This is a genomic window from Flavobacterium sp., from assembly GCF_049318185.1.
Taxonomy (GTDB): Bacteria; Bacteroidota; Bacteroidia; order Flavobacteriales; family Flavobacteriaceae; genus Flavobacterium.
Genome location: NZ_JBMOGV010000053.1, coordinates 1 through 16263 on the forward strand (window position 1 = coordinate 1; position 16263 = coordinate 16263).

Genomic DNA, 16263 nt, shown 5'->3' on the forward strand with positions numbered 1-16263 from the left:
TTCAATAATCTTGCTGCCCATTCGCTCCATATTTATTTCGAGCTCAACAACATTTTCTTTTCTGCGACTTTCTGCAACTTCTTTGATTTTATAAAAATCGTCTTGTCTTGATTTCGATTTGGTTGTTCTTGCTTTTGGCTGACGTCGCATCCATGCCAATTCTTTGGTAAAAAGGTTTTGAGCTTTATCAATTGTAGAATTTTCCATGGCAATTCGCTCATCTTTTTTTTGCAAATAATAAGAATAATTACCTTTGTATTGGTATAATTTTCCATTGTCTAGTTCGATAATTTCGTTACAAACACGTTCCAAAAAGAAACGGTCGTGAGTTACCATAAACAATGTAATGTTTTCTTTAGCAAAATAACTTTCTAACCATTCAATCATTTCTAAATCCAAGTGATTTGTAGGTTCGTCCAAGATTAATAAATCTGGCCGATTAATTAGAATTATTGCCAATGACAGTCTTTTCTTTTGTCCGCCTGAAAGACTTTTAACTTTAAGTTTTAAATCATCTAGCTTTAATTTAGATAAAATTTGCTTGAATTGTGTTTCGAAGTCCCAAGCATTGTGGCGATCCATTTCATCAAATGCTAGTTGGTATTTTTCTTCGTCCTCAGGGTTTTCCAATGCTTTTTCATATTGTTCAATAATGTGGAGGATTTCATTACCAGAGGCAAAAATACTTTCCTCTATAGTCAATTCATCTTGCAGATTATTTTTCTGAGAAAGAAAAGCCATTTTCAATCCTTTTCTAAGAACAACTTGACCAGTGTCGGGTTCATCTTCACCATTGATAATATTCATTATACAAGTTTTTCCTGAACCATTTTTGGCAATGAAGGCAATTTTTTGGTCTTTGTTAATGCCAAAAGATATGTTTTCAAACAACGTTCGTTCTCCAAAGGATTTAGATATATTTTCTACTGATAAGTAATTCAAAATGTTAATTTATTTATTTTTAATAAGTTATGAGATTTTTAAAATTTGTGTGGTGATTTGTGAGGGTAATTTTTATATCAAAAAACAAATAATTTTTCTCTCAGTTGGGCAAAGATACATTTCTAAAATTATTAAACTTTAAAAATTGACCGAAACGGATTTTATTTATTTCGTATTTGTTACTATTCAAATTAATATCCATTTATAGTTTTATTACCTAAAACATATGTTGAGTATTTAACTAAAATTATATAAACTTTTTATCTTTTAAATGAAAACAATTTTCTAGCTTTAAATCAGAAAGTGGATAGGTGGATTTAATATTATAATCTTTCTCTGCAACACAAGGGCATCTATCTCATTTGATTTGTTGCCCAAATCATATAAACTACTTTTTGAAGGCATCGCTCCTTATAAGGACAATAATATTCTAGTTTGAGTTGGGCTTCAGTTACTGTTAGTTTTTCGCTCATAGCAAATGGCACTTTTAGGATAGCAAACATATATATTTAAATACAATTTAACAGTATAAAATAGTGTGAGAAACCTCAAAAAAGTAGTGACTGCAATATCTTTTTATCCAAAAACATGATAAAAACGCTAATTTATAGCATGTTAGCAAAATTGTTCAAAAATAAAGCTATTTATTAATATTTTTTTAAAGTGAACTTATTGTAGTTTTAGTAATTTAGATGTAGCTTTGTTTTTCCTATTTCTACGTTAAAGTCTTGCCTTTTTTTGTTGCGCCACTACACGCCACTAAGGACTATGGAACTATATGACAATTCATTGTATGAAATTTAGATTATTACTCGTTGCTTTTTTTGTTTTAGTATTGAATTCGGTTAGCTCTTATGGACAGATTGCACAGTTTGATTTCCCTGCAGCAAGTTCATTAGTCGTTAGTGTCAAAGACATAAATGTCACAGTTACAGATATGGCATTGTCTGCTGGTACAATAGAAACAAATATTACATTTGGGGCTTATTTTCCAAGTGAACCCTATATTGAGGAAACAGCTGGTTGGACTGCAGGAACTCAAGCTACAGCAAAAAATTTTACTTTTACTATTACACCTTCTGCAGGGTATGTAATAAACATTACCAATATTTCATTTAGATCTTACACAACAACAGCTGGTCCATCAGTGGTTGGGTTTGCAATTGGTTCAACAGATATTTATTCGGTTAATTCACCAGACTCCTCATTGCTAACAGTAAACCAATCCGTTTCTGGTCAAACCAATCTTTCTTCTGCAGTAATAAAAATTCAGGGATGGCTTAATGGCTCAAGAGCAAGTTCAGGCGGTGGAGTTTTTAGGCTTGATGATGTTATAATATCTGGAACTGTAACACCAATAGGAATAACCACTACCGCAAACGGAAACTGGAACAATCCGGCTACGTGGATAGGTGGCGTTGTGCCAACCGCTGCTGACAATGTTTTTATCAATCATGCGGTAACCAATGTAAATGATGGAATTTACCCCGCTAGTGCTATCACAAGAAACACAGGAAAAACAACTACAATAATTGCTGGTGCTAGTTTGTCAACAGGTGCTTTTACGTATACTGCAGACGGAACAACAATTGTAAACGGAACATTTCAAATAGAAACCGGCGGTTGGGCAACCACAACCAATAGCACCAATTTTGTTTACGGAAGTGCGGGAACTTTAAACCTTAACAAATCAGGTTCTGCGTATGTGGTCAACAACGGCGATGTGTTTTGGCCGGCCACTAGTGGCCCAGTAAATGTAAATGTGTTGCAAGGCGGATTAACGATGAATTCTGCTAGCAGAACGGTTACAGGTGTTTTTACTACTGCAGCAGCAGTTACTTTAACTTCTTGTTCATTGACTTTAAATGGAACCTGTCAGATAAACGGAGGAGGGTATTTTAACAATTCACCTATTTATGGCGCTTCATCGTTATTGCGATACAATATTAACGGTTATTATGGAAGAGGATTTGAATGGACAACCACAGCAGCAACTATAGGAACAACTCCGGGTTATCCAAATGATATTCAAATGAGTAACAACACTACTTTAGATTTTCCAAACACAGGGGCAGCAGCGTTTTCTTCTAATCTTGGTTTAAATAGAGATTTGATTATTGATGCAGGCTCTTCCCTCTATATGGATTATGGTGGTTTTAACAAGAGTGGGTCATTATCCGTTGGAAGAAACATAACAATTTCAGGGAATTTATCTTTAGGGAATGCTGTTTTTGGGGATTTATTTGTTGGGGGTAATTGGACCAGAACAGGAACTTTTTCACCAAATTTACGTGCCGTAAATTTTACAGGTTCAACAGCTCAATCACTCACAGGTACTACAACCTTTGATTATCTAAACATTAACGGAGCAGGAGGGTTGTCTTTAAATAACAATATAACCGTCAATCAAAATTTAGTATTTACTTCGGGTAAAATTACTTTAGGCACATCCGATTTAACGCTTGTTGGAACTGTTTCCGGGGCTACTACTTCAAATTATGTGGTAACCAATAGCACAGGGCAGTTTAAAAAAATAGTAGTAGGAAGTGCTGTGCTGTTCCCTGTAGGAAACTCAGCTTATAATCCAATTACTTTTACAAACATAGGAACGTCCGATACATATGGTGTTCGAGTAGTTGATGGTGCTATCACCACAGGAACAAGTAATACAAAAACAGTTAGAAGAAGTTGGGTAACCACTGAAGCAGTTGCTGGAAATAGTGTTTTAGCAGTAGTTGCACAATACAACACGGGTGAACCGGATACTGGTTTTGCAGCAGCAACGACACCTTATATTGGATTTTACAATGGGACATCATGGTCACAAGTTGGGGCAACTTTATCAGGCTCCAACCCATTTACTGCAACATCAACAGCCAACACTTCGCCGAGCGATTTAACAACAGGAACTCAGTATTTTGCTATTGGTAAAGACAATGCGTTTACATCTGTCGCAACCAAATTGGTAATCACAGCTATAACACCAACCTCACCAACCGCTGGTGTCGGTTTTAGCATAACGATTCGTTCTCAGGATGTTTATAATGATTTTTCAAATGTAGTTGTCAATACTGCTTTTACCATAAGTACAAATGGCGCTGCAGGTGCAATTGCAGGAACTATAACAGGTACAATCCCAGCAGGAACAAGCACCATTACAGTAACAGGCGTAATTCTTCCTACTGCAAGTGCCCTACATACAGTAACACTTACAGCTACGAGAACAAGTGGAGACACTTTGACTGCAGGAACAAGTAGTTTATTTACGGTGTTACCTGCTGCTTCACAATTAGCATTTGTTGGAGTACCTGCAACTGGTTTTGTTGGGGTGAATATAGCTTCTTTTACAGTAGAAGCTCGGCGACCGAATAATTCTGTTGATAATACCTTTACAGGGAATATAACTATTGCCATTGCAACAGGATCGGGAATTTTATCAGGAACATTAACTGTTGCTGCTGTTGCTGGTGTAGCTACTTTTAATACAGCACAATTTGATACAGCGACTGTTTATACTATCATAACAACTTCTGGAAGTTTGACAACTGCAACTAGTGGTACTATAAATATAACTCAAAATACGGATTTTTATAGGAGCATAACTTCGGGGAGTTGGAACGCAGCGTCAACTTGGGAAAGTTCTGTAGATGGTTCAACAGGTTGGGGAAATGCGACGCAGACACCAACTGCTTTTAATACTGTATATATTCAAAGCGGGCATACCGTTACGTTAACAAAGAATGAAGCGTGCAAAGATTTGAATATAGTTACAAATACAATAAATGCAAACAGTTCTACAAATTTGGGTAAAATAGCACTTGCATCACATACATTAAGTGTTAATGGAAAGATGAGAAATTATTATGCTCCCATTGGGACTGTTCCCGGAATAAGTTGGGGTAGTGGATATAATATCTATCCATTTACTGCAACAACAGGTGGAAAAGTAAGCATTGTAGGAACTACAAGAACTGTTTTTAATAGTGGAGAATGGGGTGCGACAATAACAACCCCTTCATCAGGGGTATTCCCATTACAAATTAATATGGCAAACAATAGTCAGGTAGCTACTTTTGCTACTAATGTTAAATGCACCAACTTTAATTTAGTAACCGGTACAGTATCAGGAGCAGTTATAAGCGCGGATACAGGAACAGCTGGTTTTGGGGATATAACAATAGGAACTGGGACGACACTTATATCTAGTGCTGATTCAACAGTACCATTCCCAGGAATAAATGTATTTCAAAGAACTGGAACTACCCTAGCTGGTACTTTGACTATAGCTGGTACTTTGAAACTAATAGGCGCTCTCCCAAAATTTGCTATGACAGCAGTGGTTAATGAAACAGGCACTGTTGAATATGGTGGTGCAGATCAGACTTTTATGGGCGTCGCTAATTCAGGAGTAGCAATGACCTACAACAATGTAATTATATCAGGCACTGGTATAAAATCATTGTTAAGTTCTCCTACTTTACTGAATGGTGACTTGAATGTAAATGCCAGTAATTTTGTGATAAAAGCAGATGAAGTAATTGAAGTTAAAAAATCAGTTAATGTTGCGGCAACAGGAGCTACTTTTGAAATCAAAAACAATGGTCAATTAATTCAAGTTGATGATATTGCCAATGGTGTAGGGGAGTTCAATGGAAATAATACGGGTAATATTATATATAATAGAACTGCAACAGGTATTAAAGGTTATGATTATGTGTATTGGGGCTCGCCGGTTACAGGGCAGGATATAAGTACGATATATAGTAGCCCATCACCAGGATTTAAATATTTTTGGAATCCATTAGCAAACAATGTTAATAGCCCAAGCCCTATCTTTACTTCAGGAAACTGGGAGCCAGCATTTGGCGTCATGAACCCTGGAAAAGGTTATATCGTTAGAGGGTCAAGTTCTTATGGCATGGCAGCAACAGATATCCCTGCAGTTTTTACAGGAGTTCCTAACAATGGTATAATAACAGCTACTGTTTCAAGAGGTGAAAATCAAACAACTTTTGGTCCACTTTTAACTACTAATAACAGTACTGTAACCAATTTTGATGACAACTGGAATTTACTAGGAAATCCATATCCATCAGCTATTGACCCTATTGAGTTTTTAAAAGCTACGAACAATCCAAACATAGAAGGGTTTGTTTACTTGTGGACTCATACCAATTCGCCTACAAGTACTGTAAATCCATTTTATGGTTCTTTTGCTGCTAATTACTTCAGCGATTATTTTACATACAATTCTATGGGAGCATCAAGTGGTCCTTTATCACAGTCAATCGCAGCTGGTCAAGGTTTCTTTGTATGCATGAATGATGGAGAAGCAGTAAGTGGTGAGACAGTGACTTTTAAAAATTCGATGCGTAGTAAAACAATTGACAATAGTCAATTTTATAGAACATCACAAGTGGATGAAAAACATCGAATATGGTTGGATTTGGTAGATGCTAATAATCAATCGGTAAGAACTTTAATTGGCTATGCTACTGAAGCAACTCTTGGACTAGATAGAATGTATGATGCACAAAGAGGCATTGATAACGAAATTAATATTTATTCTTTGGTTGAAGATAAAACGTTAAACATTCAAGGAAGACCAATGCCTTTTGACCAGAACGACCAGGTTAATATAGGAGTTAATATTTTATCAGCGGGAGATTATAAAATTGCTATTGCTGCTGTTGATGGCTTGTTTGAACAAGGTCAAACCATCTATTTAGAAGATAAAGAATTAAATCTAATTTATGATTTAAGACAAAACCCATATAGTTTTTCGACGACTGCAGGGAAATTTAGCGATAGATTTGTATTGCGATATACAAATCAAGCTCTAGGAAATCCTGATTTTGTCAATATCGAAAATAGTATTATCGTTGCAGGTAATCATGGTGAATTAACGATTAAGTCCTCTATTGAAAATATACAAGAAGTAACAGTATACGAGTTGTTAGGCAGGCAATTGTTCTTTGCAAAAGCAATTAGTAATACTAATTTTGTAACATCTAATATTACTATGAGCCAACAAACATTAATTGTAAAAATAAAGTTGGAAAATGGAATGACAATTTCAAGAAAAATTATTCTGTAAAAGAACATAGAACAAAGAGAAAATAACAAAGAATAAAAACGGTATCGCTATTAGTAATGAGAACGTTCTTTTTATTTGTAAACCTAATAAATAAAGGCACAAGTAATTAAACTTATGCCTTTATAATTTGGGTTGTTTTGGTTATTGTATTTTTTAAAAAGAATAGGTTGTTGCTAATAAAACATATGCAGATGAGCCTGTTGCGCTACTATCTTTTTTATTAAAAATAGCTTCTGATGAAGAATCAAACCTAACTTCAGGAATAAAAGTAAAGTTCCCTTCTTTATAATTAAAAGATAGCGTATTGCCAATGATGCCAGGCATTGCTGTATATATTGCGCCATCTTTGTCATCAAAATATTCTAATCTATAAGCTGCACTCCATTTGCCTTTAAAGGCATGGTTTAGATAACCTACAAGTGAAAACCAGTTAGCATCAAGATCACTGTCATTATCATCCGTAACCATAGCATACGTTCCATTGAAACCTAGTGTCAAATTAGTATTCAACTTTCTACTTGCAACAAAATCAAATTGGGTTTTGTTTTTATCAGATGCAGGATTAGCGCTTCCCGAAGTGAAATTCAGGTAAGCACTACCTTTGTCTGCAACATAACCAATTTGACCAATAAAAGTTTTATTTTTAGATCCTGCCTCGCCAGCAGTTTTAAAATCTGTCGGGTTAGTAATTCCAGCCATAAAGCTATATTTTCCAGAGGTATATTGAGCTTTAACTCCTGTATTGAAAAATGGTCCGTTTGTAAAAGCATAGGACATACTGTAGTTTTTGTTATCTACTGCATCTACTAATTCGTATCCGATGTGAGTACCAAAACTACCAGCTGTTACTTTAAAACTTGGTGAAAAATCATAGGTAATATACATTTGTTTAATCATAAAAGTATTGGCAGCATCGTTGTATGTAAACTCACTTGCTCTTGAACCAAAACCTAAATCAACAAATAGGGAAGCTTTACCTAATTTGTGAGAAGCTTCGATGGAAGCCATTCCAATTTCATAGGAATCGTGGGAATGTGTGAAACTGGTGTAACTGTTATCTACTTCTGCAAAGTCATATTTATAATAGAAATCAGCAGATCCTGCGAAAGTAGTTCCGGTTAATATTGTTGTGCCTTCTTGTGCATTAGCGGAATATAGAGCCAATAGGCAAAAACCTGTTATTTGGAAAAAATTGTTTTTAAAAATTGTTGTAATTGTTTTCATGTGTTTTTTTTTAAAAGTTAATTAGTAATGATTTTTTTTAGATTTGGACAATAGAAAATACTATCAACAACATCTGGGGTAAAAAGATGTTGTTGAAAATATTTACAGTAAATAAGTTTGATTTTAAATAATTTATTTAGAGAAATTCACCGTGTTGTGTGATGTCTAGTCCAAGTTCTTCTTTCTCTTCGCTTACACGCAGAGGTGTTATTTTATTAACGATAAAGAATAGGGCATAGGATACCAAGAAAGCGAATATTGATACTAGTACTAATGCTTTTAATTGAATTAAAAACAAAGTAGTATCACCATATATTAAACCTTGATTGTCACCAACAATAGCGTTTACAGATTTTGAGGCAAATACACCAGTTAAGAGCATACCAACCATTCCGCCGACACCGTGACAAGCAAATACATCTAAAGCATCATCGATTTTCCCTTTTGGAAAATTACTAACTACAAGGTTACTTACAACACTAGCTATAAAACCAATAGCAAGAGCAGAAGGCATGGTAACAAAACCAGAAGCAGGAGTAATAGCAACCAATCCAACAACGGCACCTATGCAAGCTCCCATTGCAGAAAGTTTGTGACCAAGAATTTTATCAAGGAAAACCCAACCCATTGCAGCAGCAGCGGCAGCAACAGTAGTAGTTCCCAGAGCTTGAGCAGCAAGACTACTAGAACCAACAGCTGAGCCAGCATTAAAACCGAACCAACCAAACCACAATAAACCGGTTCCCAATAAAACATAAGTGATACGAGCAGGATTTGTTTTTTGAACTTTTCTTTTCCCTAAAAACATTGCACCTGCAAGTGCAGCCCACCCTGCACTCATGTGTACAACTGTTCCGCCAGCAAAATCTAATACACCCCATCCAAAGAAAATACCATCAGGATGCCAAGTCATATGACATAAAGGGGCATACACGAAAATTATAAATAAAACCATGAATAACAAATAAGCCCAAAAACGTACACGTTCTGCAAATGCTCCTGTTATTAAAGCAGGTGTAATGATTGCAAATTTCGCTTGAAATAAAGCAAATAAAATAAATGGAATAGTAGGAGCCAATTCCCAAGCAGTATTAGCACTTACTCCATTAAAAAACAAATTTGATGTGGGGTCACCAATAAAACCTCCAATAGAGGGGCCAAAACAAAGTCCAAATCCAATAACAACCCATAAAACAGTTACTATCACCATAGCCATAAAGCTTTGAAGAACAGTACTAATTACATTTTTCTTGCCTACCATTCCTCCGTAAAAGAATCCAAGACCCGGTGTCATCAATAATACAAGACCAGTTGCAACAAGCATCCAAGCAGTATCTCCAGTATCTAATTTAAGATCTACAATATGAGCTCCTAATTTTGTTCCTTCTGGAAATAAAAAAATCGAAAAAATCGATAACACTAAAACCGTTATTAGAATAACACTTAAAATAATTTTTCTCATTATGTTTTATATTTAAAATTTTCGTAAAAATATATAAAACTAACAATACCCCCCATAAAAAAAGTTTAAATTATAAAATTTTTATTAAATTATTGATTTATACCCTAAAATAATATGGGGTATGTGTAATAAAATTATAAAAATTTATAATTTAACAATCTTTACTAGTTTGAAAATTTGTTTTTTAAATAATAAAAAGGCTTAAGTAGTGAACTTAAGCCTTTTTATGTTTTTTTAAATTTAATTTAAATTATCTAGAATAATTAGGAGCTTCTTTTGTTATAGTAACATTATGCGGATGACTTTCAGTTATTCCACTTGACGTAATACGCACAAAGCGCCCTGTTTCTTGTAATGTAGGAATATCTTTGGCCCCACAATAACCCATTCCGGCACGAAGTCCACCGATAAATTGCTGCATACTTTCGTTTAGTTCTCCTTTGTAAGGAACTCTACCAACAATACCTTCTGGTACTAATTTTTTGATATCATCTTCAACATCCTGAAAATACCGATCTTTTGATCCTTCTTGCATTGCCTCAACAGAACCCATACCACGATAAGACTTGAATTTTCTGCCTTCAAATATAATAGTTTCACCAGGACTTTCTTTGGTTCCAGCTAGGAGTGAACCTAGCATCACAGAACTTGCACCAGCAGCAATAGCTTTAGGTATATCTCCAGTATAACGAATTCCACCATCGGCAATAACTGGTATTCCAGTACCTTTTAATATTGTTGAAACCTCTAAGACTGCAGAAAACTGGGGAAAACCAACTCCAGCCACTATACGAGTAGTACAAATAGAGCCTGGGCCAATACCTACTTTCACACCATCAGCACCATTTTCAACTAAATATTTAGCAGCTTCTGGAGTAGCAATATTCCCTACAATTACATCAATATTAGGAAATTTCGATTTTATATTTTTCAAAACAGTAACCACTCCTTCGGTATGTCCATGAGCAGTATCAATTACTATGGCATCTACTCCTGCATTCACTAATGCAGCTGCTCTTTCAAGTGAATCTGAAGTTACTCCAATAGCAGCAGCTACACGCAATCGCCCGAAAGAATCTTTATTAGCTATTGGTTTTTGAGTAAGTTTAGTAATGTCTCTAAAAGTAATTAAACCAACTAATTTATAATCTGTATTTACAACAGGAAGTTTTTCAATTTTATTTCCTTGTAAAATAACTTCTGCTTGCTCTAAAGACGTTCCTTCTGCAACAGTTATAAGATTTTGACTTGTCATAACTTCTACAATAGGACGAGAATTATTTTTTTCAAAGCGCAAATCTCTGTTGGTTACTATTCCTTTTAAAATTTTATTGTCATCAACTATAGGAATTCCGCCTATGCCAAATTCTTTCATAACAGATTTAGCATCTAATACAGTTGCTGTAAGAGGTAAAGTAACAGGATCGATTATCATACCACTTTCTGCACGTTTTACTTTTCGTACTTTAGCAGCTTGTTGTTCGATAGTCATGTTTTTATGCAGTACTCCAATGCCGCCTTCTTGAGCCATAGCTATAGCCATAGCGCTTTCTGTAACAGTATCCATAGCGGCTGATACTACAGGGACATTAAGGGTAATGTTTTTCGAGAATTTTGACTGTATATTTACCTCCCTTGGAAGTACATCAGAAAAGTTGGGAACCAAGAGCACGTCATCATAAGTTAAACCTTCGCTGATGATTTTTGAGTTGTATGTGTTCATTGCAATTTGTAGTTTATGCTGAACTAGGTTCAGTGTTGTAGTTAAATTGCGTACAAATATAGTGTAAAAGTTAGAAGTTAGAATTACGATTTACGAAGTTTTTAACTTTAATGATATTGATTAAAAATTTTTGAAGCTTCATTATAAGCACTTTCAAAACTCATAGGACTTATATTGGTATTTTCTTTTTGGGTTGTAAAATAGGAGAGGAGTTTTTCTGTTGGCATATTACCCGTTAAATCATCTTTTGCCATTGGACAACCACCAAACCCTTGAATTGCGCCATCAAATCTTTTGCAACCCGATTTATAGGCAGCATCAATTTTTTCATGCCATTTATCTGTTGTGGTATGCAAATGAGCTCCAAACTCTACTTTTGGATATTTTGGAATTAAATTAGAAAACAGATAATCAATGACTCCTGGTGTTGAACTTCCAATTGTGTCTGAAAGCGACAATATTTTCACACCCATATTAGCCAATCGTTCTGTCCATTCACCTACAATTTCTATATTCCAAGGATCTCCATACGGATTTCCAAATCCCATCGAAAGGTAAGCCACAACTTCTTTGTTCGACGCATCGGCAATTTCTAAAATTTCTTGAAGTGTGATTAAACTTTCAGCAATAGTTTTGTGGGTATTTCGCATTTGGAAATTCTCAGAAATGGAAAAAGGAAAACCTAAATACTGAATTGCTGTGTGAACTGAAGCCAACTGTGCACCTTGTGTATTGGCAATAATAGCCAATAATTTACTCTGTGTTTGCGATAAATCCAATTGTGCCAAAACTTCTGCAGTGTCTTGCATTTGAGGAATCGCTTTTGGCGAAACAAAACTTCCAAAATCAATCGTGTCAAAACCAACGCGAAGCAATGCTTGTAAATAATCCACTTTTTTCTCGGTCGGGATAAAAGTTTTGATACCTTGCATGGCATCACGTGGACATTCTATGATTTTTATTGGTGATTTCAATTTTGTTGGTTTGGTGTAACTAAGTTAGTAAGATTTTTTAAGTATCGCTTTGTTGATTTCTTTTACCAATTTTGGTCCTTCATAAATAAAACCTGTGTATAATTGCAATAAACATGCTCCGGCCTCTAGTTTTTCAATAGCATCTTCGGCAGAATGAATTCCTCCAACACCAATGATTGGAAATGCTTTATTACTTTTTTCAGAAAGAAAACGAATGACTTCAGTTGAACGATTGGTTAATGGTTTTCCAGATAAACCTCCAGTTTCTGTTTTGTTGTCTGATTGTAAATTTTCTCTAGAAATTGTTGTGTTAGTAGCAATTACACCAGCGATTTTAGTTGTTTTGACAATATCAATGATATCTAATAATTGTTCATTTGTCAAATCTGGAGCGATTTTCAACAATATTGGCTTTGGAAACTGCTTTTTGGAATTTGAATTTTGTAAATCTTGCAAGAGATTTGTTAGTGGTTCTTTTTCCTGAAGTTCTCTAAGATTTGGTGTGTTTGGAGAGCTAACATTCACAACAAAATAATCGACATAGTCAAACAAAGTATCAAAGCATAGTAAATAATCATTAGTTGCATTTTCATTGGGCGTGACTTTATTTTTCCCAATATTTCCTCCAATTAAAACACCATTATTTTGCATTAATCGTAAAACAGCTGCATCAACACCACCGTTATTGAAACCCATTCTATTAATGATACCGCTGTCTTCTTTTAATCGAAACAAACGTTTTTTTGGATTTCCGTCCTGAGGTTTTGGTGTTAAAGTTCCAATTTCTATAAATCCGAAACCAAAGTTAGAAAGTTCTTTATAGCATTTTGCATCTTTGTCAAAACCAGCAGCAAGTCCAACAGGATTTTTAAATTTTAGTCCAAAAACTTTACGTTCCAAGCGAGTATCTTTTACTTCATAAATCGATTTTAATATAGATGGAATAAAAGGAATTTTGGATATAAATTTGATAAAACTAAAAGAAAAGTGATGTACTTCTTCTGGATCAAACCAAAATAAAATAGGACGAATGAGTAATTTATACATGAGTTGTTGTGTTGTTGTGCAAAAATAGAAATTCAAATTCAATTTTCATTTTTAAATCCGTAAATTAAATGCTAATTTAGCCAATCAATTGTTACAAAATGATTTCAGAGAAACAGTTTCAAAACGAACTTGATTTAATTATTCAAAACGGCATTCGTGAGGATATTGGATCTGGTGATTTTAGTTCCTTGGCTTGTATTCCAGAATCTGCTAAAGGTAAAGCGAAACTCTTAGTTAAAGATACTGGAATTATCGCTGGAGTTGAATTTGCTAAAATGATTTTTGAGAATGTAGATCCCATTTTAGAAGTTGAAGTTTTTATTCAAGATGGTTCACAAGTCAAACATGGTGATATCGTTTTTCATGTTTCTGGAAGCTCACAATCTATTTTAAAAGCGGAACGATTAGTATTGAATTCGATGCAACGAATGTCGGCTATCGCTTCAAAGACAAATCAATGTGTGAAACTTTTAGAAGGCACAAAAACCAAAATATTAGACACAAGGAAAACGACTCCAGGTTTTCGTGCCTGTGAGAAATGGGCTGTGAAAATTGGTGGTGGTGAAAACCATCGTTTTGCTTTGTATGATATGATTATGCTAAAAGACAATCACAATGATTTTGCCGGTGGAATTTCTCATGCAATTACAAAAACCAAAGCATTTTTAAAACAAAACAATCTCGATTTAAAAATAATTGTTGAAGCCAGAAATCTTGACGAAATACAGGAAATAATTGCCAATGAAGGAGTTTATAGAATTCTGATTGATAATTTTAATTTTGATGATACTCGAAAAGCAGTTGAGTTAATTGGTGATACATGTTTGACAGAAAGTTCAGGAAATATAAATGAAAAAACCATTCGTCAGTATGCGGAATGTGGTGTTGATTTTATTTCTTCTGGTGCATTAACACATTCAGTTTATAATATGGATTTAAGTTTAAAAGCATTTTAAAACGAATTTAATGTCTGAAGTTACACAAGAGAAAATCAATAATTTACCGGTAATTAAACAGTTTGTTTTTTTGCTAAAAAAAATAAAACTGCCTTGGCTTCACGGATTGTCTTTGTATGAATTACTCGATTTATATATTGTTGGGATTATTAAAGGAGAAATATCCTATCGTGCCGCAGCCATAGCTTTTAGTTTTTTTATGGCTCTTTTTCCTTTTGCACTTTTTATTTTAAATCTTATTCCTTACATCCCAATTTCCGGATTTCAGAATGATTTCTTAGGATTTGTTCAGGAAAGTGTTCCTCCAACAACTTATGATGCTATATATAAAATTATAAATGATATTTTGCATAATAGCCATAGCGGTTTACTTTCTACCGGATTTTTGATGGCTATTTTTTTAATGACAAATGGAGTTAATGCTATTCTTGGTGGTTTTGAAAGTTCTCACCATTTTCACATTTCATTAAAAAGAAAATTTATAAGACAATATATAGTTTCTCTAATACTTTCACTTTTACTTGCTTTATTACTGATTATAACTGTAGCGGCTATAGTAATTTTTGAAGTTTTTATTCAAATAACTAAAATTCAAGATGTTTTGTCTGAAAAAATACAATTGATAGAAATTGGAAGATATTGTTTTGTTATTCTAATGATTTTAATTGCCACTTCTTTGTTGTTTAAATTTGGAGTCAAAAGAGAGAAAAATAGAACATTCATATCAATAGGTTCAGTATTTACAACAATTTTAATTATTATATCTTCCTATTTCTTTGGGATTTGGGTTGTGAAATTTTCAAAATACAATGAACTTTATGGTTCAATAGGAACTTTACTCATTATCATGTTTTATCTTTGGATTAATTGCATGGTATTGCTTTTAGGATTTGATTTAAATGCTTCAATTCGTTATATTAAAAGAGAAAAACAAAAAGAACTTGATACACTATGAAACTAAAAAAACTTTATATTTTTATATTCTTTATAAGCCAAATGAGTTTTTCACAAACTATTCTTGGGAAATGGAAAACGATTGACGACGAAACTGGAAAAGAAAAAAGCATAGTCGAGATTTTTGAAAAACAAGGGAAAATATTCGGGAAGATTATTGAAATTTTTGAGTCGGAACACAGGAATCGCAAATGTGAAAAATGTGAAGGAGAAGATAAAAACAAACCAATTTTAGGTTTAATTATAATAAAAGGGTTAAAAAAAAGTGGGAAAGTTTTTGATGGAGGAAAAATTACAGACCCAAAGAACGGAAGTTCTTATAACTGTAAAATTTCTTTGGAAGGAATAGATAAATTGACAGTTCGGGGTTATATTGGCATTTCTCTTTTTGGAAGGTCACAAACATGGATTAGACAAAAATAACTACCAGAAAATGAATTATTTCATTGAAGTTGTCATTCCGCTTTCACTTCCTAAAACTTTTACTTACAAGGTTTCTGAAGCTGAATATTTTTTCATTAAAAAAGGAATGAGGATTGCAGTTCCTTTTGGTAAAAACAAAATCTACTCAGCACTTGCAATCGATTTACATCAAAATGCACCAACACTTTACGAAGCGAAAGAAATCCATCAAATTCTAGATGAAAAACCCATTATTAACGAATTTCAAATCAATCATTGGTTTTGGATTGCTTCCTATTATATGTGTAACATTGGCGATGTGTATCGAAGTGCTTTACCATCAGCATTACTATTAGAAAGTGAAACAATTATCTCGCAGCGAAACGAAACTATTGTTGATAAAAAGCAACTTTCGGATGATGAGTTTTTGATATATGAAGCATTGCAACAACAAAGTTCGTTAAAGGTTCAAAACATTATTG

The 16263-nt window shown here is 34.0% G+C and carries 10 protein-coding genes and 1 pseudogene; 5 read left to right on the forward strand and 6 right to left on the reverse strand.

What is annotated here, in order from left to right; all coding sequences use genetic code 11:
• Positions 1–942, reverse strand: a 942-nt coding sequence (locus ACOYLT_RS06515) for an ABC-F family ATP-binding cassette domain-containing protein (RefSeq protein ID WP_422853053.1), incomplete at its 3' end; no start/stop codon positions are given.
• Positions 943–1735: 793 nt separating this feature from the next.
• Here ACOYLT_RS06515 and ACOYLT_RS06520 point away from each other — a divergent pair.
• Positions 1736–7039, forward strand: coding sequence for a T9SS sorting signal type C domain-containing protein (locus ACOYLT_RS06520; RefSeq protein ID WP_422853054.1), 5304 nt, complete (start codon positions 1736–1738; stop codon positions 7037–7039).
• 153 nt (positions 7040–7192) lie between these two features.
• Here ACOYLT_RS06520 and ACOYLT_RS06525 read toward each other — a convergent pair whose 3' ends face one another.
• The 5 genes from ACOYLT_RS06525 to ACOYLT_RS06545 all read right to left on the reverse strand — a co-directional run bounded on the left by ACOYLT_RS06525 (position 7193) and on the right by ACOYLT_RS06545 (position 13469).
• Positions 7193–8263, reverse strand: coding sequence for an outer membrane beta-barrel protein (locus ACOYLT_RS06525; RefSeq protein ID WP_422853055.1), 1071 nt, complete (start codon positions 8261–8263; stop codon positions 7193–7195).
• A 136-nt stretch (positions 8264–8399) separates the two neighbouring features.
• Positions 8400–9725, reverse strand: a complete 1326-nt coding sequence (locus tag ACOYLT_RS06530; RefSeq protein ID WP_422853056.1) for an ammonium transporter — start codon at positions 9723–9725, stop codon at positions 8400–8402.
• Positions 9726–9975: 250 nt separating this feature from the next.
• On the reverse strand, positions 9976–11448 hold the full coding sequence (gene guaB, locus ACOYLT_RS06535) for an IMP dehydrogenase (RefSeq protein ID WP_422853057.1): 1473 nt from the start codon (positions 11446–11448) through the stop codon (positions 9976–9978).
• 107 nt (positions 11449–11555) lie between these two features.
• Positions 11556–12422, reverse strand: coding sequence for a hydroxymethylglutaryl-CoA lyase (locus ACOYLT_RS06540; RefSeq protein ID WP_422853058.1), 867 nt, complete (start codon positions 12420–12422; stop codon positions 11556–11558).
• Between the two features lie 24 nt (positions 12423–12446).
• Complete coding sequence (locus tag ACOYLT_RS06545) at positions 12447–13469, reverse strand: quinone-dependent dihydroorotate dehydrogenase (protein ID WP_422853059.1); 1023 nt, start codon at positions 13467–13469, stop codon at positions 12447–12449.
• Between the two features lie 98 nt (positions 13470–13567).
• Here ACOYLT_RS06545 and nadC point away from each other — a divergent pair, with 98 nt between their 5' ends.
• The 4 genes and pseudogenes from nadC to ACOYLT_RS06565 all read left to right on the forward strand — a co-directional run.
• Complete coding sequence (nadC, locus tag ACOYLT_RS06550) at positions 13568–14425, forward strand: carboxylating nicotinate-nucleotide diphosphorylase (protein ID WP_422853060.1); 858 nt, start codon at positions 13568–13570, stop codon at positions 14423–14425.
• A 10-nt stretch (positions 14426–14435) separates the two neighbouring features.
• Positions 14436–15380 (forward strand): YihY/virulence factor BrkB family protein, encoded by a 945-nt coding sequence (locus ACOYLT_RS06555; RefSeq protein ID WP_422853061.1) that lies wholly within the window; start codon positions 14436–14438, stop codon positions 15378–15380.
• Entirely contained in the window at positions 15377–15802 is a 426-nt protein-coding gene (locus ACOYLT_RS06560; RefSeq protein ID WP_422853062.1) for a DUF2147 domain-containing protein, read from the forward strand. The genes ACOYLT_RS06555 and ACOYLT_RS06560 overlap by 4 nt, the downstream gene beginning before the upstream one ends.
• Before the next feature lie 10 nt (positions 15803–15812).
• Positions 15813–16263: pseudogene (locus ACOYLT_RS06565) on the forward strand (primosomal protein N'); the annotation flags it as partial.